This window comes from Enterobacter quasihormaechei, assembly GCF_004331385.1.
Lineage (GTDB): Bacteria > Pseudomonadota > Gammaproteobacteria > Enterobacterales > Enterobacteriaceae > Enterobacter > Enterobacter quasihormaechei.
In genome coordinates, this window is the sequence record NZ_SJON01000029.1 from 1 (window position 1) to 24,414 (window position 24,414).

Here is a 24,414-nt window from a genome sequence, read left to right on the forward strand (position 1 = left end):
ACGCCACGCCACGCCACGCCACGCCACGCCACGCCACGCCACGCCACGCCACGCCACGCAGGACCGTATCCGTGACAATTTGCCCTCACAATGCCTTTCATCTGCATCTCTCCGGGCTTACATCCGGGCGGGAGGGGGCAGCGCCGCAGGCGCTGGCCTTGCCGCCCCGTCAGCCCGAAGGGATGACAGGGTTTTCGCGCGCGAACAGGCGGCGCCTATGCCCCGCCCGGATTATTTACTTTCCATCCCCCTGACCGCCCTGGAGAATGAAGTGGCCGCAAAGATAGACGGCGCACTGGCGGGTAGCCGATTCGCAGATCTCATCCAGCACTTTCGCTGTGGTTACGGGGCTGAGTCCTGATTCGCGACGTCGCTCGTTGATGAGCGTTTTATACTGGCGCAGGATGCTGCGGGTTTCCGGTGACAGTTGCATGGTGTTCTCCTTTTGTTCTGTTTCCGGAGGCAATGCCTCCGGCTTTTCTGTCAGGCCTCGAGCGCAGCGCGCAGGCGCATCATGACGTCGTTTTCTTCTTTCAGGGTTTCTTCTGCCGATCCGCCGCCATCCTCCGCGCATACTGCGATACGTTGCATCTCCCGTCCTGCAAGCTGCATGACTAAGGCCAGCGATTTCGCGGGAATAGTCACGGTTCGCTTCTCGCGTCGCTCATCGAGCATGGTTTCGACAATCGCCCGTATCTGGCCGATATCCGCGCCACTTTCAAGGCATGAACTTAGCCGACGCAGGACTTCATCCAGTTCCTCATCGGTTAAATCCCAGTCAAGGCAGACGCAACGAATGTCATTTCGATTCCAGCAGGCGAAAACGTATTTCTCGCCATCGAGGTCGGAATGTCTGAACATTTCAAGGGCAATTTCTCTTGCTGTACCAATCATGTTTTTCTCCTTTTATCGGGCGGCATCGCCGCCCGTGGTCAGTCAGTCAAGGGCACGCCAGATGGTGGCGCTTTCCGGATGGGTGTCAGCAAATGCCATAAGCTGCTCATAGCGACGGCAGAAGTGGCGGCACAGCTCTTCATGGTCATGGTTGCTGTGGTGCCAGCTCCGGTGATTCAGTACCAGCGCCGTGAGAATGATCCCCGCCACTTCCCCGCTGACAGTCTGCTCAAACCAGTTGTCCGGATTGCACAGGGTCAGGCTCTCCACGTCAGGCGCCATATATCCGCCACCTTCCGGCAGCCGGTAAAACTGCCAGAATCCCCCCTGATACTCAGGGCAGTAACGCTGGGCATAGGCGTACACGGATGCCTCGGACGTCATAAAATCGCCGCCAAACAAATCAGGCAGGAAAGTCAGGCGCTGCGCACCCTCAAGACGAACAGCATCACAGGTCACGGTCTGGTTCATAGATCCTCCACGGTTAACATATTCTCGGTTCCGGCATCGCCGTGACGACACGACAGACCGGCGAAAAGCGGAGGACACAGGGGCGACGCCGCAAGCCGCAGCGCAAAGCCTTCACGGGCTGAATGCACCGTGAAGGGTGCGAACGGGTGAGGACGGAGGCGTGAGCGAACCCTTGTGGCCGATGCGGCCGGGCTACAGTGAAGTCACGGCGCATGCCGTCACCGCACGGAGCTTCAGGGGAGTTTCATTGTCCCGACGTGGCCCGGAGGGCAGCGGCGGATAGAAGCGGAAGGCACTGACATCCTTTTCGCTGTGGATGTCCACCGGTTGCCGGGGCGTTACCCCGGCTCTTTCCCTTACGCGGCCAGCGTCTCCTGTAAGGCGTGAACGTCCTTCAGCTCATTCCTGACGGATTCAGGCTCCTGCCGCCCGGCTTCCCAGGCCATACCGATCCGGTTTTCCAGCTCACATTCATAGTTACGCAGGACGCGGGACAGGAGTACCGCCGGAACACTCACCTGACGGTTTGCCGCTTCCCGCTGACGGGCCAGGAGATCGCTGACAGTCAGATTATTTACCCCCTCCTGGCGGTATTGCGTCATTTTCATTTCGCCGATCGCCTTCATCAGATTCCGGATTTCAGCCCCGTCCGGTTCTGGCTGGGCTTCACGGCAGGCCACGCTAATCCCCTCTTCCGTCCAGACCAGCAGGACCAGGGGTTCGTCAAACGTGAACATGTTTTCAAGCTGTACACAAAGTTCTTCGCGGGTTCCGTACATCGTTTGTTCTCTCTTGTAAGGGGTTACAGACCGGGCATCAGCCCGGCAGGGTCAGTCAGTCCTGAAAGGTTTCGTCCAGCACCAGGGCTTCGCGGTAGGCTTCAAGAAGCAGGGTGTTGATCCGGCGCAGAGTCTGCGCAGCCATACGTTCGGTAAGCGTTGCCGCGTCGTGCCGGTGCTGCGATTCGAGGCGGTTCAGCAGCATCCGCACGTCACACATGGCATTGCTGAGCGCGGCCACGTCCGCGCGCAGGTTTTCAAGGCCCGGGTAGTTCATGCCGCCTCCGGATAGTCGGGGTAAAACGCGCCGTCATTGGCCGCCGGCATCCTTCTTGCCCGTTCAACCTGTGCCAGACGTCGAACGCCGGCGGCGTGGTACTGCTCAAGCATCTCGATCCCGATATAGCGGCGGCTGGCTTCGGCGGCGGCCACGCAGGTGGAGCCGCTGCCGGCGAACGGGTCAAGGACAATAGCCCCCGGACGCGTGAGCGATTCAATCAGCGGCCGCAGGCTCTGCACCGGCTTCTCCGTCGGGTGATGTCGGTTGCCCGTGTATTTCCAGGGGATCACGTCCGGGATGGGACGGTCCGGGGTTTGCGGCCTTCCCTTTGCCAGCAGGTAGGCACTCTCATGGGTGTAACCCACGAACGTCGATTTTGAGGCGTAGCTCTTGGCAAAGACGATATGGCCAACCACCCGGAAACCGGCCGTTTTCCACGCATTCAGAAACAGATCCGCGCGGTTCCAGGCATAGAAACTCACCATCAGGCTGTCATTTTTCAGCACGCGGTACATTTCATGACAGGCGGGCTGGAGCCATTCTGCTGAGTTGTCCCCGGCCAGGGTACGACCGGTACGGTCCTTATAGCCAACCAGATACGGTGGATCGGTAAGAATAAAATCGACGGCACGCGCCGGAAAACGGGACATCACCTGCACGCAGTCACCCAGAATAAAACGGGACATAGACACACTCCTCTCTGATATGCGGCACCCTCTTGCGCCGTGCCGCCACAAAAACCCGGCGAAAAGCGGAGGGCGCAGGGGCGACGCCGCAAGCCGCAGCGCAAGCCTTTCACGGGCTGAATGCACCGTGAAAGGTGCGAACGGGTGAGGACGGAGACAAGTGAACCCTTGCGACCGCAGCGGCCGGGTTAGCGTGAAGGCACGGCGTTGAACACGCCGCCGGCTGGCGGCAATAAGGCGGAGGGAACCGACATCCTTCGGTACCGGTTCTGGTAGCTGATGAGTCCGTGAGTGTATGGCAGAATGCACACTGATAATGGATTCGCGCCGTTATCTGACATGTGTGCCTTTGATTTCAGGACGTCCCCGACCGGAGACGTCTTTTTTTTGAGTCGGATATATGGCAGGTGAAAGTGCGAAGTGATTATGTGATTATCAGCGCCGAAAACATCTTAAGGGTTTTCACCTGTAACGAATTGCATGGCTTCAGGACACCCCCTCCCCGGATGGTGTCCTTTTTTTCAGCGCCCCTTCACGTGGTCGATAGCGAACTGCAGCGTGTCCCAGTTAAAACCGATGCCTGCATCGTGGCTGTGGTCGCAGATACGCATGGCTTCTGCAATTTCTTCCTCCGACAGACTGTCATCAAGCGACAGAAAATCATCTTCCAGCCAGAACGTCCCCATACACAGTGCATCCGGTGGGTACTGCTTCAGCCTGGCGATGAGCCCTGCCACCGTCACATCATCACGACATGCAGGACGCGACGGCAGGACGCGATCGGCGATGTCGTTCCAGCACCAGTCATCGCACTCCGGTACGGGTTCCAGCAGGGTCTGTAATTCCACGCCCGGCAGCTGGGAGAGCTGCTCCAGAACCTCCCCCAGAGAAAGTCGCTCTCCGCTGGCATCTTCACTCCCCAGGTAATGGTGATTGATATAGACGGCAAACTCGCCGTTATCGAGTTCAATACAGGTCAGTCTGAACATGGTTGTGTCCTCAGCATCCGGCACCCTCTTGCGCCGTGCCGCCACAAAAACACGGCGTAAAGCGGAGGACGCCAGGGCGACGCCGAAGCCGCAGCGCAAGCCCTTCACGGGCTGAATGCACCGTGCAGGGCGCGAACGGGTGAGGACGGAGACAACGTGAACCCTTGCGACCGCAGCGGCCGGGTTAGCGTGAAGGCACGGCGGGTAATTTCTTACGGGAGATATAAAGCGGAGGGAAAATTTCACATTAAATTAAAATGTGATTTACATCACAAAACAATACATTATAATCGCCGAAAAATTAAGCGATTAGTTTTGACGGCAGGGATGAGATGTCACCCTGCCGTTTTTTTTTGTCCTGCATTGTCCTCTTCAGGACAATGCAGGACAGAGGGTTACAGGATTGAGAGAATGCCAGCCGAAGATTGGAATCTGGAAGTGGGCAGCTGGCACGAAACTTATTTAGCTGTTTTGCAGGCTGAGACTAACGATGATCGGAGTACGCGAAACTCTATCACGTCGTTACGCCCGAGGAGCTTGAGGGCGTCTGGGGAACAGGCCATTGCAGCCTTCAGTGCCAGTGAAATGGCGAGGCTGCGGTAGCGGTTTTGCAGCATGATGGGAGCATCAGCAGGCACTGCGTCAGACACCTGTAGATACGCTTTCCATGCATCTGGCTGTGCCAAAGCATCACGTTCCACGGCTTCGAGCTGGTCTTCACGTTCCTTTTGCTTTTGCTTGGCCATCTGGTCAAGAACCGCCACTGTGGCTGCCGCATTCACCGCACCAGGTATTGCCAGTGTGAGCGCCACAAACAAAATTGCAGTATTACACTTCATTTGTCCTCCTCATTGTTGTTCATCTCCCTTATGTCCTGACAGTTCAACAGCTCGCTGGCCTCCGCCAGCGTCAGCCCCGCTCTCTCAACCCTTTGCATCAGTCCCTCCCGGGCTGTCTGGTTACCATTCTGAATGATGTTCCTGCTCAGGATCGGTTCTTCGGCTTTTTATCGTCAAACGCCAGGAGAACACCGAGGCCGATCAGCGAGGCGTAGCAGACCTGCATCGCAATTGTCACCGGCAGGGAGATATTATCAACCAGAACACCGGGAACCACGACGGCAACACCTGCCAGTATCATTCCCCTGCCGATCTTTTTTACCCGTTCCGGCCACTGAGATTCAGGCACGTTCCGGGCGCGCAGAAAGTTATGAATGCACTGCTCTGCTTTTTGTTTAATCACTGACATGTTCTAGTCTCCGAATGCCCGGCGCATATTTTTCTTTATCCTGGTCGCTTCAGCGGATACCGGTGCGGCAGGCTCCGCTGGTTTCTCCGGCACTGCAGCCATACTCACGTCAGCCGTACCAGCCATCTGCTGAACCAGAACCTGCAGCTCGCTGACCGTGCCGGGCGGTACCGGCATACTGGCCAGCAGACGCGGCAGCTCCGGTGCGGTCGTATGCAGGGCCAGACCGGTGATAATCAGGTTTCTCAGCAGCTCTCCGCGCAGGCGGGATGACACGCCCGTCAGCACACGCTCAACCCGTTCACTGCTCCGGTCATCCTGAAGCGTCAGGGTGTAACGCCGGCGCTGGTATTCCGTCTCCGGTGACATGGCCAGAGCCGCCACGCCACCATCAGGCTCATCAGGAAGTCCTGAGAGTGAAGACCAGGTGCCGGATACCAGCGCCATCACGGCACAAAGCCGGATAGCGCTCAGATGCCCGTCAAAGAACACCGGGATCAGCGCCGGTAAACGTGCATCCGTCTGGTACATCACCGCCCCGGCGGTGGCGGCGGTCCGGATGAAGTCACCACGCAGGGGCTGTGAGATGGTGCTGATGGTCGCCATCGCCGCGATGTCGGTGCGATCGTCGCTGTGCAGATAGAAAGAATACTGGCCGTCCGGCACGTTTAGTCCTCTTTATTGTAAAGGGCAATCTCTCTGGCCAGCGCCAGCTGCGGATCGCCGATAACCTCGATACGGTCAGGAGCCAGAGGCCAGGCCTGACGGATAGCCTCTTCAATGAGGGATGCCCCTCCCCCGACCAGGAATACCCGGTTAACGTTCCTGAAGGCCGTCAGCTCACTGGTGACGCGCGCGCCCAGGGAAGTGATTGCCTCTGTAATTTTGTTCAGAACATTGTCAATTTTTCCGGCATCGTTGATCACTCGCTGCAGATACTGACGATCATTGCGGTTGCGGATGACCGTGTCAGCAATAAGCGCGCTGGTTTCGCTGTCTGCAGCCCGCAGCGCGCCTGCAGCTGCGCGGGTGACCTGTGACACGCCGACAGACGGATTGCCGTGTACCGCACTGATATCATCAAACTGTCCGACAATCACGCCGGCATCGAGCGTGGTTCCGCCGAGATCGATAATCAGTGTGGTCTCAGCGGGTCCGGGCTTCAGCTCGGCGAGACGGGAGAACGCCGCCGGCAGTGATTCCGGCATCACCTTCACGTCCGTTACGGTAAATGCCCTGCCCTTATTCAGAACCAGCTCACGCATCAGGTTTTCCCGTTTGCGTCGGATGTTCTCCTCGTTCCGCTGGCAGTCCCCGTCATAATACTCGCTCAGGGGCAGCGTCACGGTCAGGCTCACCGGCTGCGGCTCAAGTCCGCTGTTCAGCAGGGCATGATGCACGGCCAGCAGGTTGAGATCACCGTACTGGTATTCCACGTTTGTCGTCGGGATGGCATCCCGGCTGACGCTGTCCCAGGTGTATTTCAGCGTGCCCACCTGATAGTTGAACGTTGCGGCACTGAATTCCGCCACTTTCCAGCCATGCCGGAAGGAGTTAGCTGAAACCCGGGTCTGCAGCTCGTTTCCTTCAAACCATGCCAGCTTAACATTAGTTGAACCATCATCGCAGTAAATATTCATCATTATGCTCCGTTAATTAAACTCAATTTGATACATATTATAAGAGCAAAATGGCAAAACAAAAGCCTTATTTTCTCATTGTGAGTAATTTAAATATCTCATAATGAGAATAAATAGCATTTTGAGTAACTTAGATTACTCACCCTGTTCATGAAGCAGGTGATCTGGATTATCCTCGCGCTGTTAAATATACTGTATGCATAACCAGTACATTTAGACGTCAGGAGGAAAGATGAAACTGCAGCTTTTCAGCACCGGGAAAGCACTCCCGCCACAGGCCCATCCGTTGTTTGCAGACCTGGCCAGCTGCGGTTTTCCCAGCCCTGCCGCTGACTATGTCGAGTCCGACCTGGATCTCCATGATTACTGCATACGGCACCCGAGCGCGACTTACTATCTCCGTGCCAGCGGTGACAGCATGTCCGACGGCAGCCTTTACAATGGCGATCTGCTGGTTGTGGACAGTGCAGAGAAGCCCCGGCACGGCGATATTGTTGTGGCCAGCGTGCAGGGGGAGTTTACGGTTAAACGGCTTCTGCTGACGCCACGACTGACGCTGCAGCCAATGAACGCCGCCTGGTCGCCGATTTATCCCGACCCGGACGATCTGGATATCTTTGGCGTCGTCACGCACATCATCCACCGCCCGAGGGAGATGTACTGATGTTTGCCCTGGCCGATGTGAACAGCTTTTATGCCAGCTGCGAACGTGTTTTCCGCCCTGATTTGAAAGGAAAGCCGGTTGTGGTGCTCAGTAATAACGATGGCTGCGTCATCGCAAGAAGTGCCGAGGCAAAGCCCTGGATCAAAATGGGCACGCCGTGGTTTCAGATGAAAAACGAAAAGTACCCGGAAAAAATATACGCGTTCTCAAGCAACTATGAACTTTATGCCTCGATGTCAGCGCGCGTGATGAGCTGCCTGGAGGAGCTGGCCCCCAGGGTGGAACAGTATTCGATTGACGAGATGTTCCTCGACCTGACCGGCGTTGAGCACTGCATGGACCTGGAGGACTTCGGCCGGCAGCTGCGCCAGCACGTGTATGACTGTACCCGTCTGACCATCGGCGTGGGTGCCGGGCCGACGAAAACCCTGGCAAAATCAGCCCAGTGGGCCTCAAAGGAGTGGAAACAGTTTCGTGGCGTGCTCGCCCTGACCCGGGGGAATCCTCAGCGAACGCGGAAACTGCTTTCACTGCAGCCGGTCGAAGAGATCTGGGGCGTGGGAAACCGTATTGCACGCAAGCTCAATGTTCTTGGCATCAGGACCGCGCTCGATCTGGCCCTGACGAACCCGGCCTTCATCCGGAAAAATTTCTCCGTCGTTCTCGAGCGAACAGTGCGCGAACTGAACGGGGAAAGCTGCATGTCGCTTGAAGAAGCACCGCCTACTAAACAACAGATTGTCTGCAGCCGCAGTTTTGGCGAGAAGATCACTGAATACGATTCGCTGCGCCAGGCTGTCTGTCAGTACGCAGAACGGGCCTCAGAAAAGCTGCGTAAAGAGCGCCAGTACTGCCGGCATATTTCCGTATTCATCAAAACGTCTCCGTTCGCCGTTAAAGAGCCTTACTACGGCAACGTGGCCACGGAGAAACTGCTTACCCCCACTCAGGACACCCGGGACATCATTGCGGCCGCCACAACGGCTCTGGAGCGTATCTGGAAGGATGGGCACCGGTATGCTAAAGCCGGTGTGATGCTGAATGACTTCACCGGCTCCGGAGTTTCGCAGCTGCAGCTGTTCGACGAACGTCCTCACAGCGCTGAGCTGATGAAGGTTCTCGATGGCATTAATCATTCCGGGCTGGGACAGGTCTGGTTTGCAGGACGAGGGATTGCGCCTGCATGGCAGATGAAACGCGATATGCTCTCCCCCGCGTACACCACACGCTGGAAAGATATCCCCATAGCGAGGATCGGTTAAATTTCGCTTTTCAGAGAGAGCCAGTAGTGCTCGCCGCAGCCGAACGACAGGGCGAAGCCCGCGAGTGAGCGAGGAAGCACCAGGGAACTGCACGGATAAATTCTGCTTACGCTCGGTGTTAAATGGATACCCCACTCAGCTTTATCCACTTATCCACGGGTATATTTTTATAAAGTCTTTTTTAATTCTTTTTTCTTTATTTTACTCCTTTTAGGGAGCCTGAAAGCCGCATGCAGCGCGCCCTGAGAGGAGTTCATTATGGGCAACTGGTTAACATATTATGGGTAATTAATCACGTATCTGTGGGTTCCATAGCAACAAGCTATGGGATACGCATCAACAAGCTATGGGAAACAGGTCAAGTTTAGATCTCATTTATCCACTTGTGGATAAATTGCATATTTTCCCGGTGGATAAGTAACGTGATAGCTTGCAATTTCTGTTTTCACTGTCATTATGGGTGAATAATAATTTACCCATAGGCCTTGGAATGGATACTCAAGCACTCTTGCCAGCTACTAAAACGTTTAAAAAACGCGCCAGTATAAAGCAATCTAACGAATTGACCGAAGCCGCATATTACTTGCCTCTCCAGGCAAAACGTGTGCTGTGGTTATGCCTTATGCAGGCCTATTTCAACGACAGTCAGGATGATGATTCTGACGTATTACCTCTCTTCAAAATTAGCGTTTCCGATTACGTCAAATACTTCAATGTCGCTACGTCTGTCGCCAGTCGTGATGTAAAGGCTGGGGTAAATGCTTTGGGCGAATCAACGGTTACCTTCTATCCAAAAGAAGGTGAGTTTGAAGAAGTTAAACGTCCTTGGCTTGCTGAAGCAGGAATGAAGAGAGGCCGAGGGTCCTGGCAGATTGAGTTTAACTACAAGGTCATGCCATTCCTTGTTGGCTTAACCTCCCAGTTCACAACCTATTCTCTCTATGACTGCGGCCAGCTCAATAGTGTTCGTGTCATCCGGCTTTATGAAAGCCTGTGTCAGTTCCGGAGCACTGGTGTCTGGATCACCACACATGACTGGTTATGTGAAAGGTTTATGCTTCCAACCTCGCAGAAGAACAATATTGCGGAAATGAAACGTACCTTCCTGGAACCTGCGCTGAAGAAAATTAATGAGAAGACGCCCTTAAAGGTAAGTTATACAACCGAAGAAGATGGTCGCTTACTGTTTAATTTTCTTGAAAAAAAACAATAATCTGAAATTTATCCTATATCCCCCCTTGGACTGTTTCTTACTTTTGGGGGGATACTAAACTTGCTGTATTTCCCACATTACATGCCGAACTTGACCTGTTTCCCACTGTTCGGGCTGCCCTCTAAGTTGACTTCTTTCCCACAGTCCCGGCCAGTTATTAAGTTGACCTGTTTCCCACAGTCATGACTGTCCGCGAAGTTGACGTGTTTCCCACACTCCCTGCTGGCCATAAAGTTGACCTGTTTCCCACGGTTCGTGCCGTCTGCGAAGTTGATGTGTTTCCCACAGTCCGGGCCGTCTGCGAAGTTGACGTGTTTCCCACAATACGGGCCATCTGCGAAGTTGACCTGTTTCCCACAGTTCGTGCCGCCTGCGAAGTTGATGTGTTTCCCACAGTCCGGGCCGTCTGCGAAGTTGACCTGCTTCCCACAGTCCGGGCCGTCTGCGAAGTTGACCTGTTTCCCACATTACGGGCCGTCCGCAAAGTTGACCTGTTTCCCATAGTCCGGGATGTCTGTGAAGTTGACCTGTTTCCCATATTCCGGGGTGTCTGTGTAGTTGACCTGTTTCCCATATTCCGGGGGGCTACAAAGTTGACCTGTTTCCCATATTCCGGGGGGCTACAAAGTTGACCTGTTTCCCATAGAACACCGATTCTATGGCTGAATGATCTGCGGCCGGAGTCTGCAAAGATTAATCTTGAGTCCCAGCTGTGCGGCAAAGAGATATGATTAGATAAGAAAATCTGGAGCAGCCATAAAAAAAGCATGAAGTCATGATTTCATGCAATCATTAAGTTGCTTTGTACTTTTTTAGTAAGCGAGGTGACAGGCGATTAGAGTGCATATACTTAGATGAAAGGATGAAATCATGATTTCATCCTTTCATGAAGGCGGGGGCTGAGTGGTTAACCTGGAAATGAAATCATGATTTCATCATTTCATTTTATTGCGATACATTTCATATCCTGCAAGGAGCATATCTGTCATCGATATTCCCTGTTCTGCCGCGTAAGCTTTCATCTCTTTATGCTTAGATACCGGCACTTTGATTTGGATAGGTTTAACCGACGAATCCGGCGCAGCTCCCTTTCCGGTAACATCCAGAGTTGGCTCATCCTCCTTAGGAGGCGCAAGTTTTATTGATTTTCCTGGGGCTTTCATAGAACTCCTCATATCCAAAATAATGAAATCGTTAAATCATGCTATCATGAATTAATGATATCATGAATTTCTTCGATCATTTGTTTTGCTGTTTCGTTTAAGGATTTGAAAGGAGTTTCATGGAGGGCACGCCCCGCATCCAGAGCCTCACCGTAACTGGTTTTGAATGGAATGATTGTATTGAGAACTTTGAAGCCCCACGCCTTGATAGTCTCCTGAGCTTTTTCGCCCTGTGACTGAGATGGTGACTTTGCGACAATGAATACGATTTTGCTTTTCTCAATGCCCTTTTTAATCAATTCGCGGGCAAGTTCCAGAGAGGGTTCCAGATCATCAATTGTGGTCCCAGTGGTTATGATAACGAGATCAGATTCATCAGCCACATCCAGTGATGTTGTCTCTGCTGCAGGACGACCATCGATGATAAGCAAATGGCAGCTATCTTTCATTTTGACAGCTGTATCTACCCGGCGGTAAAGAGCGCAGTCAATTTGGCTTAGACCATTGTTCTCGCGTCGTTCTGTCCACTTCAGAGAGGTTTGTTGCTTCGTGTCTATGTCCGCCAGATGAGTCTTCCATCCAGCTTCAGTAAACCCAACAGCAAGTGTTCTGGCTTTGGTACTTTTTGAACCTCCGCCTTTCTGACCAACGATCGATATAACCTTTCCCATATATACCACCTTCATTAAATCATGATTTCATTAAACACATACATCCCACTTCTCATATTGCCCAAAATCGAACAACTTAACAAGATGAAATCATGATTTAATGATATAATTATAGCATGATTTACGTAACTGACTGATAGTAATTCATTACCAAACAATGAAAGCATGATGTAATGATTTCATGATCAAGTGCGCGAGGATAGTTTATGAAACAGTACACATTGAAAATCTACTTTGGAGATAACTCTGCGCCTGCTTATTTTGGTGGCGACAGGCAGGATGATTCATCGAATACGACACCGTTCCAGGTGGCTCTTAAAAAGTCGCGAGACTGTAATTCATATGCCGCTTGCTTATGTACGGGTAAAGAATTGCCACTCTCTGTGAGGCTCAGAGTGGAGAAACATCATTTAGCTCGATTCCCACTCACGGGTATAAAACACAGAGAGGACTGTAGATTCTATAGTAGCCTCAGTCCTGAAGGGCCGCAGGGGTGTTATACACAGGACGCATTGAAAGAGAAGCCGGATGGAACAATCAATATTAAGCTTGATTACCCGTTGCAGGTAACCGGTCCGTCAACACCCATAGATAGTTCTCTGCGTTCTGGTGATGCTTCACGGAACAATAAACGCGACACTGTTTCTATTCTTGGTCTTCTACATTTTCTCTGGGAGACAACCAGCTATAACACATGGGTACCTAAAATGGACGGTATGCGTTCATCCACTAAACTGGGTTATCACTTGTTTAAGCAGGCAGAAAAGATAGAAGCAGGCAAAACAAAGTTATCTGACGTTCTGCTCACTCCGGCCTACACGAACTCCAGCGATAGCAGAAGAAACAGCATGACTGTCGAACGTGCGAAAGTTAATAAACAACGTCTTGTAGTTATTGCTGAGCTTGCAAAGTTCTCTGAAAGTTACATGGATGGATTAAATCGACTTCCTGTACGTGACTTTTCCGGCATGCCTTTTCTGGGACTTGATGATGCCAGATGGAAGTCTGCGTTAGACAGATTTCCAATTGCGGTGAATGGCTGGATAAAAGGTATGAAGGTATTTGTAATAGCTGTTACGGATGTTCCTGGCGCAAAATCAGCCCAGGTGAGACAGCTGGCCCTGATGATGGTAAGTGATCGCTACATACCGCTAGATTCATTGAATGAAGGGGCGTTTGAACAAAAGCTATTCGAGCTGGAGCGATCGTTTTACAAACCCCTACGTTATGATTCATCCACTCATGAATATCTCGCTGATTTTTGCCTCACTGATGTTTCTACAGATAACCATTTACCTATCCCTGTGGAAATATGGGGGATGAATACTCCTGATTATCAGGAGCATCGGATGGTAAAGGAAAGATGGTACAACGCAAATTATGGCGAAACTGGTTGGTTATCATGGGATGCAACTCGAACATCTGTAGACAGTATCGAATCGCTTTTACCCAAGAAAATGAAATCATTGTATCATGATATCATTAAATAATGATTGATGTGCTACTGCCTCTCAAGAGAGCACCTTCCCGCAACATTACTTCATTTGGGAAGGTGTTGCCGTCCTGTTCTACTGGCTGGCAAAACGCAGGATTGATACCATATGAGTGATAGGTGACATGACCTGGTTCACGCGTTCCGCCTAATAGTTGAAATGATGTTCTGATGTAGCAGTCTATCACCTGTAACTATTTGAGTTAAAGGATATAAAATGGGAATTTTATGTGAGAAGTGTGATGCCAATAATGACCCGGATATTGATAGTTATTACAATGGCGTAGTTGAAAACAATTTAACCTCTTACACCTACGCTGCTAAATTTACTTGCTGGCGCTGTAAGCATGAAAATGACGTCACCATTGACACAATCTCATCTGATGAGATTGAAGAAGTGCTTAACTCTCAAATCAGGTATAACTAGTTCTACTGGCTTTTATCTTTGGCCGCGAATGCGGCCATATTTTATATGGTGATTTAAATGAATAACTTTCTCTTTTATGCACTTGTATATATAGGTGCTGGAATAATTGCCTATTATCTGTTTCTTAAAAAAAACTAAGGGCGCGCCAGCTTGTAACATTAGATATAAACTGACTACTTAAAAGTTACCCTTCAACATGGCCACCGCCTCATCGCCCGGCATCTGGAACTGCACCCGGTGACGTGCAGCCACATCGAGCGCAAACACCTTCGTATAAACTTCCGTTGAGCTAATCGACTTGTGTCCCATCAGGCTCTGCAGCACCTTCAGCGGGATGCCGGCATACAGCATGTGCATCCCGTAGCTGTGCCGGAACGTGTGCGGGGTGACCGGCACCGAAAACGTCACCCCGTCGGCGGCAGCCGCATCAACGGCTTCACTTATCCAGGTCCGGACCGTCCTGTCGGTGATTTCCCAGATGCGTGCCTTCTCAGTTCTGCCGGTGCGTTTATTACGGCGCTCCAGCGGAATTTTCAGGGTGGCCACCATCATTTCCAGCTGGCGGGCATACTGCGGATCGGAAAGCGGAACGATACGATGAGGCAGGCTACCGGCCGGAGCACGACCGGCCGTTCGGGCCGCTTTCTCCGCACGCTGTTTGAGCGTGGCCAGCTGCACGAACGGGTAGGGCGGTGCCAGCGAAAAATCACTCCGTGTCAGGGCCAGCGCTTCGTTAATGCGCGCGCCGGTATTCCAGAGAGTGGCCAGCAACATCTTGCGGTGGAGATCGGGTACATAGTGGAGCAGGGCACTTACTTCCGGTGCCAGCAGATATTTCGGCAGTTCGTCCTGAACGAGAGCCATCTGGCGCAGTGCCAGCGCGGCCGGGTAATCGATGGCCACCGGCAACTGAGCAGAGGAAAAAGCCCCGGTATGGCCTGGCAGTGCTGGCATCATTTTATGCCTCCATTGTCATGCAGCTGCTCTACGAGCTCACCGGCTGCCTGCGCAGCCATTATTTCCCGGTTCACTCCGGCTTATCCTGACTTGCCAAACAGCTGTGGCATTTCATCAAACATCATCAGGTGACGGGTGCGCTTTCCGCGAAAAATACGGCGCATCATCGGCGTGAAATCCCCAGGCTCCCAGCCATAGGGCCACGTATGGTAAATCCCTTCCTGCAGCTTGCTGTCGCGACGTTCTGGTCCGGCAACGATACGCCTGACCTCCCTGTTCAGCGCCTCACCGCGCAGACCGTACTGGCCCAGGTAGCGGCGCAGCCGCGTTCTCGGCATTCGTGGATCGGATTTCACGTAAGCATTAATATCCATATGCTGGGTGGCGGTGAGGATATTCATGCCGTACTTGCGCATTGTGCTGAAGGCGCTGGCCATCACGTCCGTTTCGGTCTGTGATTTATCATCGGTCCGGTTCATCTGGTTTCCTGTTAACTGGCTTAAGGGTTCGTTCGTCCAGGCTCACGCGGTGCCTTCCTGCAGCGACCGGAAGGCAAGCAGGGCATCCGTCCTGGAGGGCAGCGCGATACAGTCCCCGCGCTGCGGGTTAATCTCTTCGTCAGTGGCCTCGTTATACCGCATGCGCAGCCGCCATCCCGTCACGGGAGGCGCGTTCTGTATCGCCAGCACCATCCCTTCCGGCGACAGCAATTCGCGGAGGGTGTAGCAGGCCCCGATACGGGTCGAATCCCGCAGCCACATCACAGGGTACTCACTGACCAGCTGGTCATACACACATTCCGGCGTATGGAAGTAATTACCGTCCGCCCTGCATAAACCGCACATAATCCTTCCTTTACTGAGAAATCCCGCCTTCGAGTTTTCGTGGTCATTCGTTAGCCTGGACGGGACCATCACCTTTAGGGACGAAAAATTCTAATGTATCTTTCATTTTGGCTAGGTTATGTGCTCCTGCAGGGGCTGGCCCTCCTAGTGAAACTGGATCGTCGTATCCGTACAACGTTGTCCATTTACCGTCACTGTTGCGTTGCCCGATTAAACGGCAGGCCGCTGATAGAAAATACCTGGGTGAAAAGACCTGTTCCTCTCCGGCACGAATATCCCCTTTGTACCAGAGGTTATCATCAGGATGACCCACAGCGTTCAGTTCAGTAATTAAATCCCACATGTTGTCGAATTTTTGTGGTGGCTTTCTGTTCGGGTTCATTTATGCCTTCCATTTTCTTGTGAAATAGTCACTCAGAGTAATTATGACGGGCGGCAGATCTGTCTGCGCACAACCCTGCGTCTGTCACTCTGATTATTTTCCCCTGCCGTCATCATTTTCAGGCTGATAATAAGCAGCCATATAGCCACGTCGTTAAATTACCGGAGGGCCGTTCCGGTCAGATCCGATTTTTACGCTATTTCGCAGTTTCCGGAAGTGTATCACGCACACGGAATAACCACACCGCCCTTTTCCGGTGGTGAGCGGGCAGTCGCGGGGCAGGGAATAAACACTATATATAGAAGAAAACGCAGCTGACGGAGTGCCACATGTTGTGTTTCTGCGCTTCTGCGCGCCGGTGGGGTTCAGGAAGATCCGGAACTCACAGAAATCGGATCTCAGTGAAAAAAGAAGAACCGCGAGGTATCACATGATGATAAGTGACATCATGTCATCAAATTGACTGAATTAAATATTGATGATTAACTCACGTAAAGTATATTCATTCATGCAAATTACCTCCCACTAAACTTAGCCCATGACAGGATCCACCATGCTGAGCCAGCTGACCCTGCGCTTTCACAAAAAACTCATCGAGGCACTGAAAATTCGTGCCGGCCACGAAAACACCTCGGTGAATGCCCTGGCGGAACGCTTTCTCGACAGCGCGCTGAAAACCGCCGCCCCGGAGGACAGCTATCTGGCGCTGCTCGCCGATCGCGATGAGGCCATCCGCCAGATGTACCGCAAAATTATGCTCGGCCAGACCTTCGGCCTGGCGCCGGTCACCCGTGACGAACTGCGGCTGCTGCTCGGCCTGGCCCAGGAAGGCTGTGTCCACGGCCGCAACCGGCTGGTGACCCGCCCGGCCCTGCAGATGCTGCTGGACATCACCGGGGAACTGCTGGCCTGGCAGACGGAACATAATATGCCTGTCGATCTGCCGTACCTGCAGGGCATTTTTCACCTGCAGGGAGTAGCGCCGGCCGCCGAATACACGGACTTTCTTGCGACGCTGCGTCAGCGTCCGATCATCGACCAGGGCTACGCCGAACGGCTGCTGCGCCCGCTGGCGTCACAGTGCTTCGATCTGCGTACCTTCCCGGAGGAGGCCCTGGCGCAGATCTTCATCCTGCCACGCCTGCAGGCGCTTTTCCCGCTGGCGCTGCGGGGCGAGTCCTGGTGCGAGGAGGATGCGCGCCAGCTGGCAGAGGCCACTCACCCCGTGATCCCGGCAGTCAGGGAGACGATAGAAGCGGGTACACTGCGGTTTGATATTCAGGTGGACGGACAGGAGATCGCCCCGCGGCCCGGCGGCTGGTATGAAGTTCCGCGCCTGCACCTGCTGATCACCGGCCAGGATTTTGTCGTCCCGTTCGGCTGGGCCCATTTCTCGGAGCTGCTGGGCCTGTTCACCCTGTATGCCCGTCATCCGGACGCACTCGCGCATGGCCACCACGGTGAGCACGTGATGTTCTCACCACCGGGTAACGCCTCAAAGGACGGCTTTTTTGGCCTCGACGGGCTGCGGATCTTCCTGCCGCCAGACGACTTCGAAACGCTGATTCGTGAGCTGGTTGCGCGCTGCAGTGAAGGAATCCTGGCTGATGCGCTGAATGGTCTGCGTGGCCTGTACGGAGATCTGTAACCATGGCTCATTCAACAGAACCGCAGTTGTCCGGAAAACACCCCGACCGGGCCGTCAGCACACCGGAGGAAGATCGCTACGGATTTACCTACATTGCCACCGAGCTAGCCCGTGCCATTCAGGGGATCGGACGGGAGGGCAGTGCCGTAGTTGGTATCGAAGGAGCCTGGGGGACGGGAAAAACCAGCCTCCTGAACCTGCTGCGCACGGCACTGGATGAACAGAAAGAAGAACGGACGTATGTCCTGAGCATTTCCCCCTGGCTTGACGGCAGTGATACGTCACTGGTGGCATCACTTCTGTTGCCGGTCGCAGGCATCATTGCCGAAGAAGAAAAAAAACGGCTTACAGACGTCGAACGGGCAGATCTTAAAGAGAAGGAAATGCTGACTGACACTACCCGCACGCTCATGGATTACACCCGAGCGACCGCCCGAAGACTGGCTCCGCTCGCGCAGATCGCCGCCGTGATACCCGGGGTCCCCGATGCCAGCGGAGCCCTGAAAGCCCTGTCGGATTCGGACTGGCTGAAAGGAAAAGAAAAAACCACGGCAGAAATGCGCGCCGAAATCGCAAAGAAAATCGCGGAGCTGGATCTGAGTTTCATCGTCCTGCTGGACGATCTTGACCGTCTTGAACCGGCGCAGGCGGTGGAGGTGGTCAGGCTGGTGAAATCGGTCGCCGATTTTCCCCGTTTTCGCTACCTGCTCTGTTATGACAAAGCTGTCCTGTCACAGGCTATCAGTCAGGGGCTGGGGATTCCTGATGGCGACCTGTATTTACAGAAAATTGTGCAGATCTCCTTCGGATTGCCGCGTCCGGAAACCTTTGTGCTGCGCCGGCAATTCAGGGAAGAGGCCATCAGGTTATACGAAACGGTAAACGGGCAAGCCGCAGAGCCAGTTATGCGGGCCGCTCTGACGAGCGTCGCCGACATTTATGGTGCAGCACTAAAAACCCCCAGGGAGGTCCGGATAGCCATTAATGCGCTGGAATTCCGCTATGCGAGCATGCGGGACTATGTTTATTTCCCGGATCTGTGCTTTCTGCAACTGCTCCGCACCACGAATGTCGGCCTGTATGACTGGGTGGAAGCATACCTGTCTGAACGGGCAGTGGTGGAGTCCGGCGAAGGCTATGTCAGTGAAGAAGAGCTGAAAGTAATGACCGGGAGCCTGCAGACTCACCTGTCCCGATATTTTCCTGACTCAGCGCATACCATCGATGCGCTGAGTCAGTGGGTTCCGGGGATCTCTACCGGGGTGACGGACCTTTCCATCCAGCTGTTCAGGACGGGAAACGAACAGGAAAAATCCTTGCTGACCGCAGGAAGGCGGCTGGGTAGCCTGACGTACTGGCGATACTATTTCGCCTTTTCGGCCCCGCAAAACGTCCTGCAACCGGAGGTTTTCGACAAAATCTTCGCGGTGGCAGGTCATCCGGGAAAACAGCAGGAACTCGCCGAATTGTTGCTGGGGTATATCCAGAACATAAATTTATCTTCCAGGACCTGGTTTGAGCACATACTGACCCAGCTGACCCAGCCACATATCGCATCCCGCACTCCCGCTGAATGCCGCGGTTTGCTGCGATTCTTCCTGGACTACGGCGATGAAATGCTAAGGCGCTACCAGGCGGAAGATCCGCGATTTGAGTTGCATGACCTGGACACCTACAGCGTGGCTGACCGCCTCATCAGGCGGATGTTACAGGATAATGCAGACGATACCCTGGTCTTCCTGACAGAACTGACCCGGAACGGCCGGGCCTGGTACTGGATGACAGAATATGTGCATCACCTGCTGTGGCAACACGGGATGGCCGGGGGCATATCGAAAGATGAACAGGAAGAGTGGATGTCTCAGGACACATTAGAGACGTTTCGGGACACGCTTGGTTTCAGGCTGAACAGTACAGCCATCACCGATAAACTGCCGGATTTCACCCTGCTGAACAGGTATATCCATGCATGGTGTGACATTAGCGGAGTGCACGCCGTACGGGAATGGGTGACCTCTCAGATCCAGGAAGATGAGGCTTTTCTGAAGTTGCTTTTACAATTGCGGGATCATCGCACCAAATCAGTAAAGAGGGGGTACCGTACCCTGAAACTGGCCAGCCTGACCGAAATTCTGGGGGAGGAAGAGCTGATTAAAATACGTATCAGGCATATCAAAAAGACAGGCTATTATGCAGAACTGGTTGCCCAGGTCGAGCAAGCCATTGCAGGATTCCGGTACTCACAATCCGATCGCTAAGGCCCTGGCGGGGCCTTATGCATGCATAGCGGACTGTACCATCGATAAAAATCGGCGGCAGGCATGGGCCTGCCATAATAATATCCCTGCACGTACGGCACCTGATTTTTAATCAGCCAGTCAACCTGATGTGCTGCCGTCACGCCCTCCGCAATGGTGGTAAGGTTCAGACGCCTGCTGAGGCCGACAATGGTGTCCAGTACCGGTGTGTCCACATCGGCTGACGTCAGGCTGTCGATGAATATTTTGTCTATTTTCAGGTAATCCACCGGCAGGCTCTGAAGCAGGCTCAGTGAGCAGTAGCCCGTACCAAAATCATCCACGGCCACCTGACAGCCTTTCTGACGTAGCTCATTGAGTTTCACTGATGCCGTCTCTGTGTCCTCAACCAGGCTGCGCTCGGTAATTTCCAGCACCAGGCGAAATGCGGCGTCCAGAGATACCCGCAGTCTCAGAACATCAGCAGTAAACGACCGGTCCGCCAGGTGAGGGGCAGCAATATTGACACCCAGATGGAAAGGGGCGTTCACCTGCCAGACTCTGACATCCTCTTCTATCAGGCCAAACAAATGCTGCGTCAGACTGATAATCAGACCTTCCTCTTCAGCGGCCCGGATAAATACCTCCGGTGAAATACTCCTGCCGTCGGGACGTTGCCAGCGCATCAGGGCTTCGGCGCCGGAGCAGATGCCAGTTTCGGTGTCACAGAACGGCTGGTAGTGCACGCTGAATTCGCCATCTGCCATCCCTTTCCTGATTTCTTCTGCCAGAGACATCTTTCTGGTATCCCAGAGGCGCCACATGTACAGCATGGCTAACGTCAGAAGCAAAGACAGGGGGCCGAGGAAAATCAGGTTGCGCAGGATGTAATGGCGAAGCGACAGCGGCGGGGTAAGGATCCGAAGCTGCGCCTGACTCACATCAGAGCTGAACTCAGCGGTGAACACTTTGGATCGGGGGGCGGTTTTCTCCTGACCGGAAATGATGGGTCCGCCATTAAAGCGGAGCTGCTGAGCCGAATGATCCTCATCATCCAGGGAGTCCATCAGGTCCACGAAATACCGTGCATCCACCACACTGAACGCCGTGGTCCGGTTGCCGACGCCGAATGCGTAGATAACTGCAGCATGGCCTGGCACGCTGCTGGTTCCTTCTGTAGCGATGACTTTCATCCGACCCGGAGGGGCTGAAACGGTAACACCGAAAATATCATCGGCACTTTGCTGCCTGGCACCGGTCACGGATGAACAGATTAATATACCATCCCGGATAAGTCCGGTGCTGCGGATATAGGGCGTCAGGGCCCCGTTCTCCGTCATCTGCTGCAGGACGCTTTCACAGGGCCGCGTGGAAAGCCTGGCAGTCACCAGATTCGCGCGCAGGGCAATGGATGTGATGTGGTCGACCTGGCTCATCAGAATACCCGCCGTCACGGCAGTGTCCCTGTCCAGCTGTCGATAAGCCATACCTGATGACAATAGTGTGATCAGGAGTGCGGGCACGAGAATTCCGGCAGCCAGCACCGATTTTCTAAATTTCATTATTCATCCTGTAGGTGGTTTCATAAATACCCTATCACCACTTAATGGCTTGTTAAGCATTAAATCACCCTTGTTTCATGGTTATTTAAGAAAGTAAAACCATCCTGGGGTAATCTGTAATGAATATGAATCGCCACGGGTTTAACAGACACCTCAGAGTCATTTAAGATGACTTAAAGAGAGGTGCCCATGAGCGGTAAACGTTATCCCGAAGAGTTTAAAATTGAAGCAGTCAAGCAGGTTATTGATCGCGGTCATTCTGTTTCCAGCGTTGCAACACGTCTCGATATCACCACCCACAGCCTTTACGCCTGGATAAAGAAGTACGGTCCGGACTCATCCACTAATAAAGAACAGTCAGATGCTCAGGCCGAGATCCGCCGACTCCAGAAGGAACTGAAGCGGGTTACTGACGAACGGGACATATTAAAAAAAGCCGCGGCGTACTTCGCAAAGCTGTCCGACTGAGGTACGCCTTTATTCGTGACAACTCCCGTTGCTGGCCTGTTCGTCTGCTCTGCAGGGTGCTGGATGTTCATCCCAGTGGCTTTTACGCCTGGTTTAAGCAACCGTATTCTCAGCACCACCAGGTAGATTTGAGACTGACGGGACAGATCAAACAGTTTTGGCTGGAGTCCGGTTGCGTTTATGGTTATCGCAAGATCCATCTGGACTTACGGGATAGCGGGCAACAGTGCGGAGTGAACAGAGTCTGGCGACTGATGAATCGTGCCGGGATAAAGGCTCAGGTCGGGTACCGGAGCCCTCGGGCACGCAAAGGCGAGGCCAGTATCGTGTCACCCGACAGGCTCCAACGACAGTTCAATCCGGATGCTCCGGATGAGCGTTGGGTAACGGACATAACCTACATCAGGACTCACGAAGGCTGGCTGTATCTGGCCGTGATTGTTGATCTGTTCTCACGCAAAATTATCGGCTGGTCAATGCAATCCCGGATGACAAAGGACATTGTCCTGAACGCACTGCTGATGGCTGTATGGCGGCGTAATCCTCAAAGACCGGTGCTGGTTCACTCGGACCAGGGCAGTCAGTACACAAGCCATGAGTGGCAGTCGTTCCTGAAATCACACGGCCTGGAAGGGAGTATGAGCCGTCGCGGTAACTGTCACGATAACGCGGTTGCAGAAAGCTTTTTCCAGTTACTGAAACGCGAGCGGATAAAGAAAAAGATCTACGGAACGCGGGAAGAAGCCCGCAGCGATATTTTTGATTACATCGAAATGTTTTATAACAGTAAGCGTCGGCATGGTTCGAGCAATCAGATGTCACCGACAGAATATGAAAACCAGTATTATCAACGGCTCGGAAGTGTCTAGATTATCCGTGGCGATTCAATATAATCGCAGAGTTCAGATTGGGTAAATATTTTTGAACAGATTTGACATTGCGCTGACAATCTTGGCGTTGCTTATCATTGCCGCAGAAACCTGGTTTTGCTCGGCCAGTGTGGTGTGGCGTATGGGAATGATGATAAGTCTTTATCTGCTGCAGTGAGAAAAAGTATGCCAGTTATGGCCACGAAGTAAAAATTGCTGCGGGGACCACCAACCAGCGACAGACCAATAAGGAAAACAGAGTAATGGCTCTCAAAATGAATATTCTAATATTCGCTCTCGCGATGACAAGTTTTAGCTGACCGCCTCACTAATCCCATTACTCATGAATCCTTCCTGGATACCCGGTAGCCCTTTATTTCGTTCATAGACAAACCGTAAAAAAGAAGGCTGTCTCAATCCCGTTTTGTTCAGAATATTCTGGCGATGTGCATATAACGTTTTGACTGGTATTTCAATTAACAGGGCAATCTCATTAATGTGTAAATCAGATACAAAATATGGCAGCACACGACTCTCTGTATGCGTCAGGTATATACCCTCGGCGCGCTCACCTTGCGACTCAGGACACTGCAGTATCTGGTTTAACTCACATGAAGCGAGGCTAATGTCTGTTTTATCGAAACAGTTCTACTCCCTAGAATTCCTTTCGGGAACACCCGACCAGTAACCTTTCCTGTTAGCCAAATCAAGGTGGCATCTGATCTTTCTGTTCGAATTTCATTTAGCGCTGACCAGTCACCCCGGAAAATGATATGGCTATCAATAATGACAAGTATTCGATCAGCGCCTTTAATGCTATCTGGCAGACTGCAATGATTAAAGCATAACTGCAGGCAGGTTATATCTCGCATTAAAGCGGAAAGTACTCTGTACAGCCGAAAATTATCCGTCAGGATGACTACCAATAATTCACTATTCACTATTCACGAATTGCGTTCTCTTTTAAATGAAAAATAATGAAGTTATAAATTAACCCTGGGTGAATTAACGAAGTCTGGCCGCCATCCGGCGGCCAGACAGTCATTCAGCGATAGATAAAAGTCGTATTCACTTCATCGTTTCTGTATGACAAAATCCGGATATTCAGATATTTGGCACCAGCGTTTCACCGTTACTTTTTATAACATCGGCATACCAGTAGAAGCTCGCTTTTCTGTAGCGCTTAAGATCGCCCCGTCCCGTATCATCGCGATTGACGTAGATAAAGCCGTAACGCTTACCTAATTCCGCGGTGGAGTTACTGACCAGATCGATGGGGCCCCATGATGTGTATCCCATCACATCCACGCCATCTTCGATAGCTTCCCGGACCTGGTACAGGTGGTTATTCAGATAAGCGATACGGTAGTTGTCGTCAACCGTAAAGTCGTCTTGAAGAATATCTCTGGCACCCAGTCCGTTTTCGACAATGAACAGCGGCTTCTGATAACGATCCCACAGCATGTTTAACAGAATGCGCATTCCCGTCGGGTCAATTGTCCAGCCCCACTCCGACACCGGCAGCAGCGGGTTTTGTATCATGCTCAGCACGTTACCCCGTGACTTC

At 52.7% G+C, this 24,414-nt stretch carries 26 protein-coding genes; 7 read left to right on the top strand and 19 right to left on the bottom strand.

Features of this window, described 5'->3' with window-relative positions:
* Positions 1 to 235: 235 nt before the first annotated feature.
* The 11 genes from E0L16_RS21455 to parM form a co-directional block, all read right to left on the bottom strand.
* Positions 236 to 433: a hypothetical protein gene (locus E0L16_RS21455; RefSeq protein WP_023345621.1), complete on the bottom strand. Its 198-nt coding sequence runs from the start codon at positions 431 to 433 to the stop codon at positions 236 to 238.
* 50 nt (positions 434 to 483) lie between these two features.
* The gene (locus E0L16_RS21460) at positions 484 to 894 is read right to left on the bottom strand and encodes a DUF1380 family protein (RefSeq protein WP_040119775.1); all 411 of its coding nucleotides are present in this window, start codon (positions 892 to 894) and stop codon (positions 484 to 486) included.
* Between the two features lie 42 nt (positions 895 to 936).
* The gene (locus E0L16_RS21465; RefSeq protein WP_008502215.1) at positions 937 to 1,365 is read right to left on the bottom strand and encodes an antirestriction protein; all 429 of its coding nucleotides are present in this window, start codon (positions 1,363 to 1,365) and stop codon (positions 937 to 939) included.
* A gap of 356 nt (positions 1,366 to 1,721) precedes the next feature.
* The gene (locus E0L16_RS21470; protein ID WP_063136902.1) at positions 1,722 to 2,144 is read right to left on the bottom strand and encodes a DUF1380 family protein; all 423 of its coding nucleotides are present in this window, start codon (positions 2,142 to 2,144) and stop codon (positions 1,722 to 1,724) included.
* Positions 2,145 to 2,199: 55 nt separating this feature from the next.
* Positions 2,200 to 2,421: a hypothetical protein gene (locus E0L16_RS21475; RefSeq protein WP_008502213.1), complete on the bottom strand. Its 222-nt coding sequence runs from the start codon at positions 2,419 to 2,421 to the stop codon at positions 2,200 to 2,202.
* The gene (locus E0L16_RS21480) at positions 2,418 to 3,110 is read right to left on the bottom strand and encodes a DNA methylase (RefSeq protein ID WP_023327695.1); all 693 of its coding nucleotides are present in this window, start codon (positions 3,108 to 3,110) and stop codon (positions 2,418 to 2,420) included. Before E0L16_RS21480 ends, E0L16_RS21475 begins: the two co-directional genes overlap by 4 nt.
* A gap of 521 nt (positions 3,111 to 3,631) precedes the next feature.
* The gene (locus E0L16_RS21485; protein ID WP_063442869.1) at positions 3,632 to 4,099 is read right to left on the bottom strand and encodes a hypothetical protein; all 468 of its coding nucleotides are present in this window, start codon (positions 4,097 to 4,099) and stop codon (positions 3,632 to 3,634) included.
* 458 nt (positions 4,100 to 4,557) lie between these two features.
* Positions 4,558 to 4,938: a hypothetical protein gene (locus E0L16_RS22085; RefSeq protein WP_154818224.1), complete on the bottom strand. Its 381-nt coding sequence runs from the start codon at positions 4,936 to 4,938 to the stop codon at positions 4,558 to 4,560.
* A gap of 145 nt (positions 4,939 to 5,083) precedes the next feature.
* Positions 5,084 to 5,347, bottom strand: a complete 264-nt coding sequence (locus E0L16_RS21495; protein WP_023345612.1) for a hypothetical protein — start codon at positions 5,345 to 5,347, stop codon at positions 5,084 to 5,086.
* Between the two features lie 3 nt (positions 5,348 to 5,350).
* A complete protein-coding gene (locus E0L16_RS21500) occupies positions 5,351 to 6,013 on the bottom strand; it encodes a plasmid partitioning/stability family protein (protein ID WP_032641215.1) in 663 nt (220 codons plus the stop codon).
* Positions 6,014 to 6,015: 2 nt separating this feature from the next.
* Positions 6,016 to 6,987, bottom strand: a complete 972-nt coding sequence (gene parM, locus E0L16_RS21505) for a plasmid segregation protein ParM domain-containing protein (protein WP_080463550.1) — start codon at positions 6,985 to 6,987, stop codon at positions 6,016 to 6,018.
* A 232-nt stretch (positions 6,988 to 7,219) separates the two neighbouring features.
* Between parM and umuD the strand changes: the two genes are divergently transcribed.
* The 3 genes from umuD to E0L16_RS21520 all read left to right on the top strand — a co-directional run bounded on the left by umuD (position 7,220) and on the right by E0L16_RS21520 (position 10,126).
* Positions 7,220 to 7,651, top strand: a complete 432-nt coding sequence (gene umuD / locus E0L16_RS21510) for a translesion error-prone DNA polymerase V autoproteolytic subunit (RefSeq protein ID WP_045337362.1) — start codon at positions 7,220 to 7,222, stop codon at positions 7,649 to 7,651.
* Entirely contained in the window at positions 7,651 to 8,913 is a 1,263-nt protein-coding gene (locus tag E0L16_RS21515; RefSeq protein WP_131638227.1) for a Y-family DNA polymerase, read from the top strand. Before umuD ends, E0L16_RS21515 begins: the two co-directional genes overlap by 1 nt.
* A gap of 490 nt (positions 8,914 to 9,403) precedes the next feature.
* Complete coding sequence (locus E0L16_RS21520) at positions 9,404 to 10,126, top strand: replication initiation protein (protein WP_131638228.1); 723 nt, start codon at positions 9,404 to 9,406, stop codon at positions 10,124 to 10,126.
* 935 nt (positions 10,127 to 11,061) lie between these two features.
* On the opposite strand, the gene E0L16_RS21530 is transcribed toward E0L16_RS21520, so the two are convergent.
* A complete protein-coding gene (locus E0L16_RS21530; RefSeq protein ID WP_032663682.1) occupies positions 11,062 to 11,289 on the bottom strand; it encodes a hypothetical protein in 228 nt (75 codons plus the stop codon).
* Positions 11,290 to 11,333: 44 nt separating this feature from the next.
* The gene (locus E0L16_RS21535) at positions 11,334 to 11,960 is read right to left on the bottom strand and encodes a ParA family protein (protein WP_032300957.1); all 627 of its coding nucleotides are present in this window, start codon (positions 11,958 to 11,960) and stop codon (positions 11,334 to 11,336) included.
* Between the two features lie 206 nt (positions 11,961 to 12,166).
* Between E0L16_RS21535 and E0L16_RS21540 the strand changes: the two genes are divergently transcribed.
* Positions 12,167 to 13,450 (top strand): DUF1173 family protein, encoded by a 1,284-nt coding sequence (locus E0L16_RS21540; protein ID WP_127850004.1) that lies wholly within the window; start codon positions 12,167 to 12,169, stop codon positions 13,448 to 13,450.
* A 606-nt stretch (positions 13,451 to 14,056) separates the two neighbouring features.
* Here the strand turns inward: E0L16_RS21540 and E0L16_RS21545 are convergent.
* The 4 genes from E0L16_RS21545 to E0L16_RS21560 all read right to left on the bottom strand — a co-directional run bounded on the left by E0L16_RS21545 (position 14,057) and on the right by E0L16_RS21560 (position 16,063).
* Complete coding sequence (locus E0L16_RS21545) at positions 14,057 to 14,836, bottom strand: site-specific integrase (protein ID WP_045890715.1); 780 nt, start codon at positions 14,834 to 14,836, stop codon at positions 14,057 to 14,059.
* Between the two features lie 80 nt (positions 14,837 to 14,916).
* Entirely contained in the window at positions 14,917 to 15,315 is a 399-nt protein-coding gene (locus tag E0L16_RS21550) for a hypothetical protein (protein ID WP_165498435.1), read from the bottom strand.
* Positions 15,316 to 15,357: 42 nt separating this feature from the next.
* A complete protein-coding gene (locus E0L16_RS21555; protein WP_131638230.1) occupies positions 15,358 to 15,681 on the bottom strand; it encodes a hypothetical protein in 324 nt (107 codons plus the stop codon).
* A gap of 43 nt (positions 15,682 to 15,724) precedes the next feature.
* Positions 15,725 to 16,063, bottom strand: coding sequence for a hypothetical protein (locus tag E0L16_RS21560; RefSeq protein WP_131638233.1), 339 nt, complete (start codon positions 16,061 to 16,063; stop codon positions 15,725 to 15,727).
* Between the two features lie 553 nt (positions 16,064 to 16,616).
* Here E0L16_RS21560 and E0L16_RS21565 point away from each other — a divergent pair.
* A complete protein-coding gene (locus tag E0L16_RS21565) occupies positions 16,617 to 17,711 on the top strand; it encodes a hypothetical protein (protein WP_053065106.1) in 1,095 nt (364 codons plus the stop codon).
* A 2-nt stretch (positions 17,712 to 17,713) separates the two neighbouring features.
* The gene (locus tag E0L16_RS21570; protein ID WP_074133999.1) at positions 17,714 to 19,969 is read left to right on the top strand and encodes a KAP family P-loop NTPase fold protein; all 2,256 of its coding nucleotides are present in this window, start codon (positions 17,714 to 17,716) and stop codon (positions 19,967 to 19,969) included.
* Here E0L16_RS21570 and E0L16_RS21575 read toward each other — a convergent pair.
* Positions 19,966 to 21,510: an EAL domain-containing protein gene (locus E0L16_RS21575; protein ID WP_063136910.1), complete on the bottom strand. Its 1,545-nt coding sequence runs from the start codon at positions 21,508 to 21,510 to the stop codon at positions 19,966 to 19,968. The genes E0L16_RS21570 and E0L16_RS21575 overlap by 4 nt on opposite strands.
* A gap of 189 nt (positions 21,511 to 21,699) precedes the next feature.
* On the opposite strand from E0L16_RS21575, the gene E0L16_RS21580 reads away from it, so the two are divergent.
* A protein-coding gene (locus E0L16_RS21580; RefSeq protein WP_094881439.1) for an IS3 family transposase occupies positions 21,700 to 22,847 on the top strand; the annotation gives its coding sequence in 2 pieces (ribosomal slippage) (positions 21,700 to 21,937 and positions 21,937 to 22,847; 1,149 coding nt in all).
* 1,104 nt (positions 22,848 to 23,951) lie between these two features.
* Here the strand turns inward: E0L16_RS21580 and E0L16_RS21585 are convergent.
* On the bottom strand, positions 23,952 to 24,414 hold a 463-nt coding region (locus tag E0L16_RS21585), incomplete at its 5' end, for a family 1 glycosylhydrolase (RefSeq protein WP_131638235.1).

Bases quoted from the DNA above. Each gene is read 5' to 3' on its own strand.
- E0L16_RS21455 (WP_023345621.1), bottom strand. From the start codon at position 433: ATGCAACTGTCACCGGAAACCCGCAGCATCCTGCGCCAGTATAAAACG.
- E0L16_RS21460 (WP_040119775.1), bottom strand. From the start codon at position 894: ATGATTGGTACAGCAAGAGAAATTGCCCTTGAAATGTTCAGACATTCC.
- E0L16_RS21465 (WP_008502215.1), bottom strand. From the start codon at position 1,365: ATGAACCAGACCGTGACCTGTGATGCTGTTCGTCTTGAGGGTGCGCAG.
- E0L16_RS21470 (WP_063136902.1), bottom strand. From the start codon at position 2,144: ATGTACGGAACCCGCGAAGAACTTTGTGTACAGCTTGAAAACATGTTC.
- E0L16_RS21475 (WP_008502213.1), bottom strand. From the start codon at position 2,421: ATGAACTACCCGGGCCTTGAAAACCTGCGCGCGGACGTGGCCGCGCTC.
- E0L16_RS21480 (WP_023327695.1), bottom strand. From the start codon at position 3,110: ATGTCCCGTTTTATTCTGGGTGACTGCGTGCAGGTGATGTCCCGTTTT.
- E0L16_RS21485 (WP_063442869.1), bottom strand. From the start codon at position 4,099: ATGTTCAGACTGACCTGTATTGAACTCGATAACGGCGAGTTTGCCGTC.
- E0L16_RS22085 (WP_154818224.1), bottom strand. From the start codon at position 4,938: ATGAAGTGTAATACTGCAATTTTGTTTGTGGCGCTCACACTGGCAATA.
- E0L16_RS21495 (WP_023345612.1), bottom strand. From the start codon at position 5,347: ATGTCAGTGATTAAACAAAAAGCAGAGCAGTGCATTCATAACTTTCTG.
- parM (WP_080463550.1), bottom strand. From the start codon at position 6,987: ATGAATATTTACTGCGATGATGGTTCAACTAATGTTAAGCTGGCATGG.
- umuD (WP_045337362.1), top strand. From the start codon at position 7,220: ATGAAACTGCAGCTTTTCAGCACCGGGAAAGCACTCCCGCCACAGGCC.
- E0L16_RS21515 (WP_131638227.1), top strand. From the start codon at position 7,651: ATGTTTGCCCTGGCCGATGTGAACAGCTTTTATGCCAGCTGCGAACGT.
- E0L16_RS21520 (WP_131638228.1), top strand. From the start codon at position 9,404: ATGGATACTCAAGCACTCTTGCCAGCTACTAAAACGTTTAAAAAACGC.
- E0L16_RS21530 (WP_032663682.1), bottom strand. From the start codon at position 11,289: ATGAAAGCCCCAGGAAAATCAATAAAACTTGCGCCTCCTAAGGAGGAT.
- E0L16_RS21535 (WP_032300957.1), bottom strand. From the start codon at position 11,960: ATGGGAAAGGTTATATCGATCGTTGGTCAGAAAGGCGGAGGTTCAAAA.
- E0L16_RS21540 (WP_127850004.1), top strand. From the start codon at position 12,167: ATGAAACAGTACACATTGAAAATCTACTTTGGAGATAACTCTGCGCCT.
- E0L16_RS21545 (WP_045890715.1), bottom strand. From the start codon at position 14,836: ATGATGCCAGCACTGCCAGGCCATACCGGGGCTTTTTCCTCTGCTCAG.
- E0L16_RS21550 (WP_165498435.1), bottom strand. From the start codon at position 15,315: ATGAACCGGACCGATGATAAATCACAGACCGAAACGGACGTGATGGCC.
- E0L16_RS21555 (WP_131638230.1), bottom strand. From the start codon at position 15,681: ATGTGCGGTTTATGCAGGGCGGACGGTAATTACTTCCATACGCCGGAA.
- E0L16_RS21560 (WP_131638233.1), bottom strand. From the start codon at position 16,063: ATGAACCCGAACAGAAAGCCACCACAAAAATTCGACAACATGTGGGAT.
- E0L16_RS21565 (WP_053065106.1), top strand. From the start codon at position 16,617: ATGCTGAGCCAGCTGACCCTGCGCTTTCACAAAAAACTCATCGAGGCA.
- E0L16_RS21570 (WP_074133999.1), top strand. From the start codon at position 17,714: ATGGCTCATTCAACAGAACCGCAGTTGTCCGGAAAACACCCCGACCGG.
- E0L16_RS21575 (WP_063136910.1), bottom strand. From the start codon at position 21,510: ATGAAATTTAGAAAATCGGTGCTGGCTGCCGGAATTCTCGTGCCCGCA.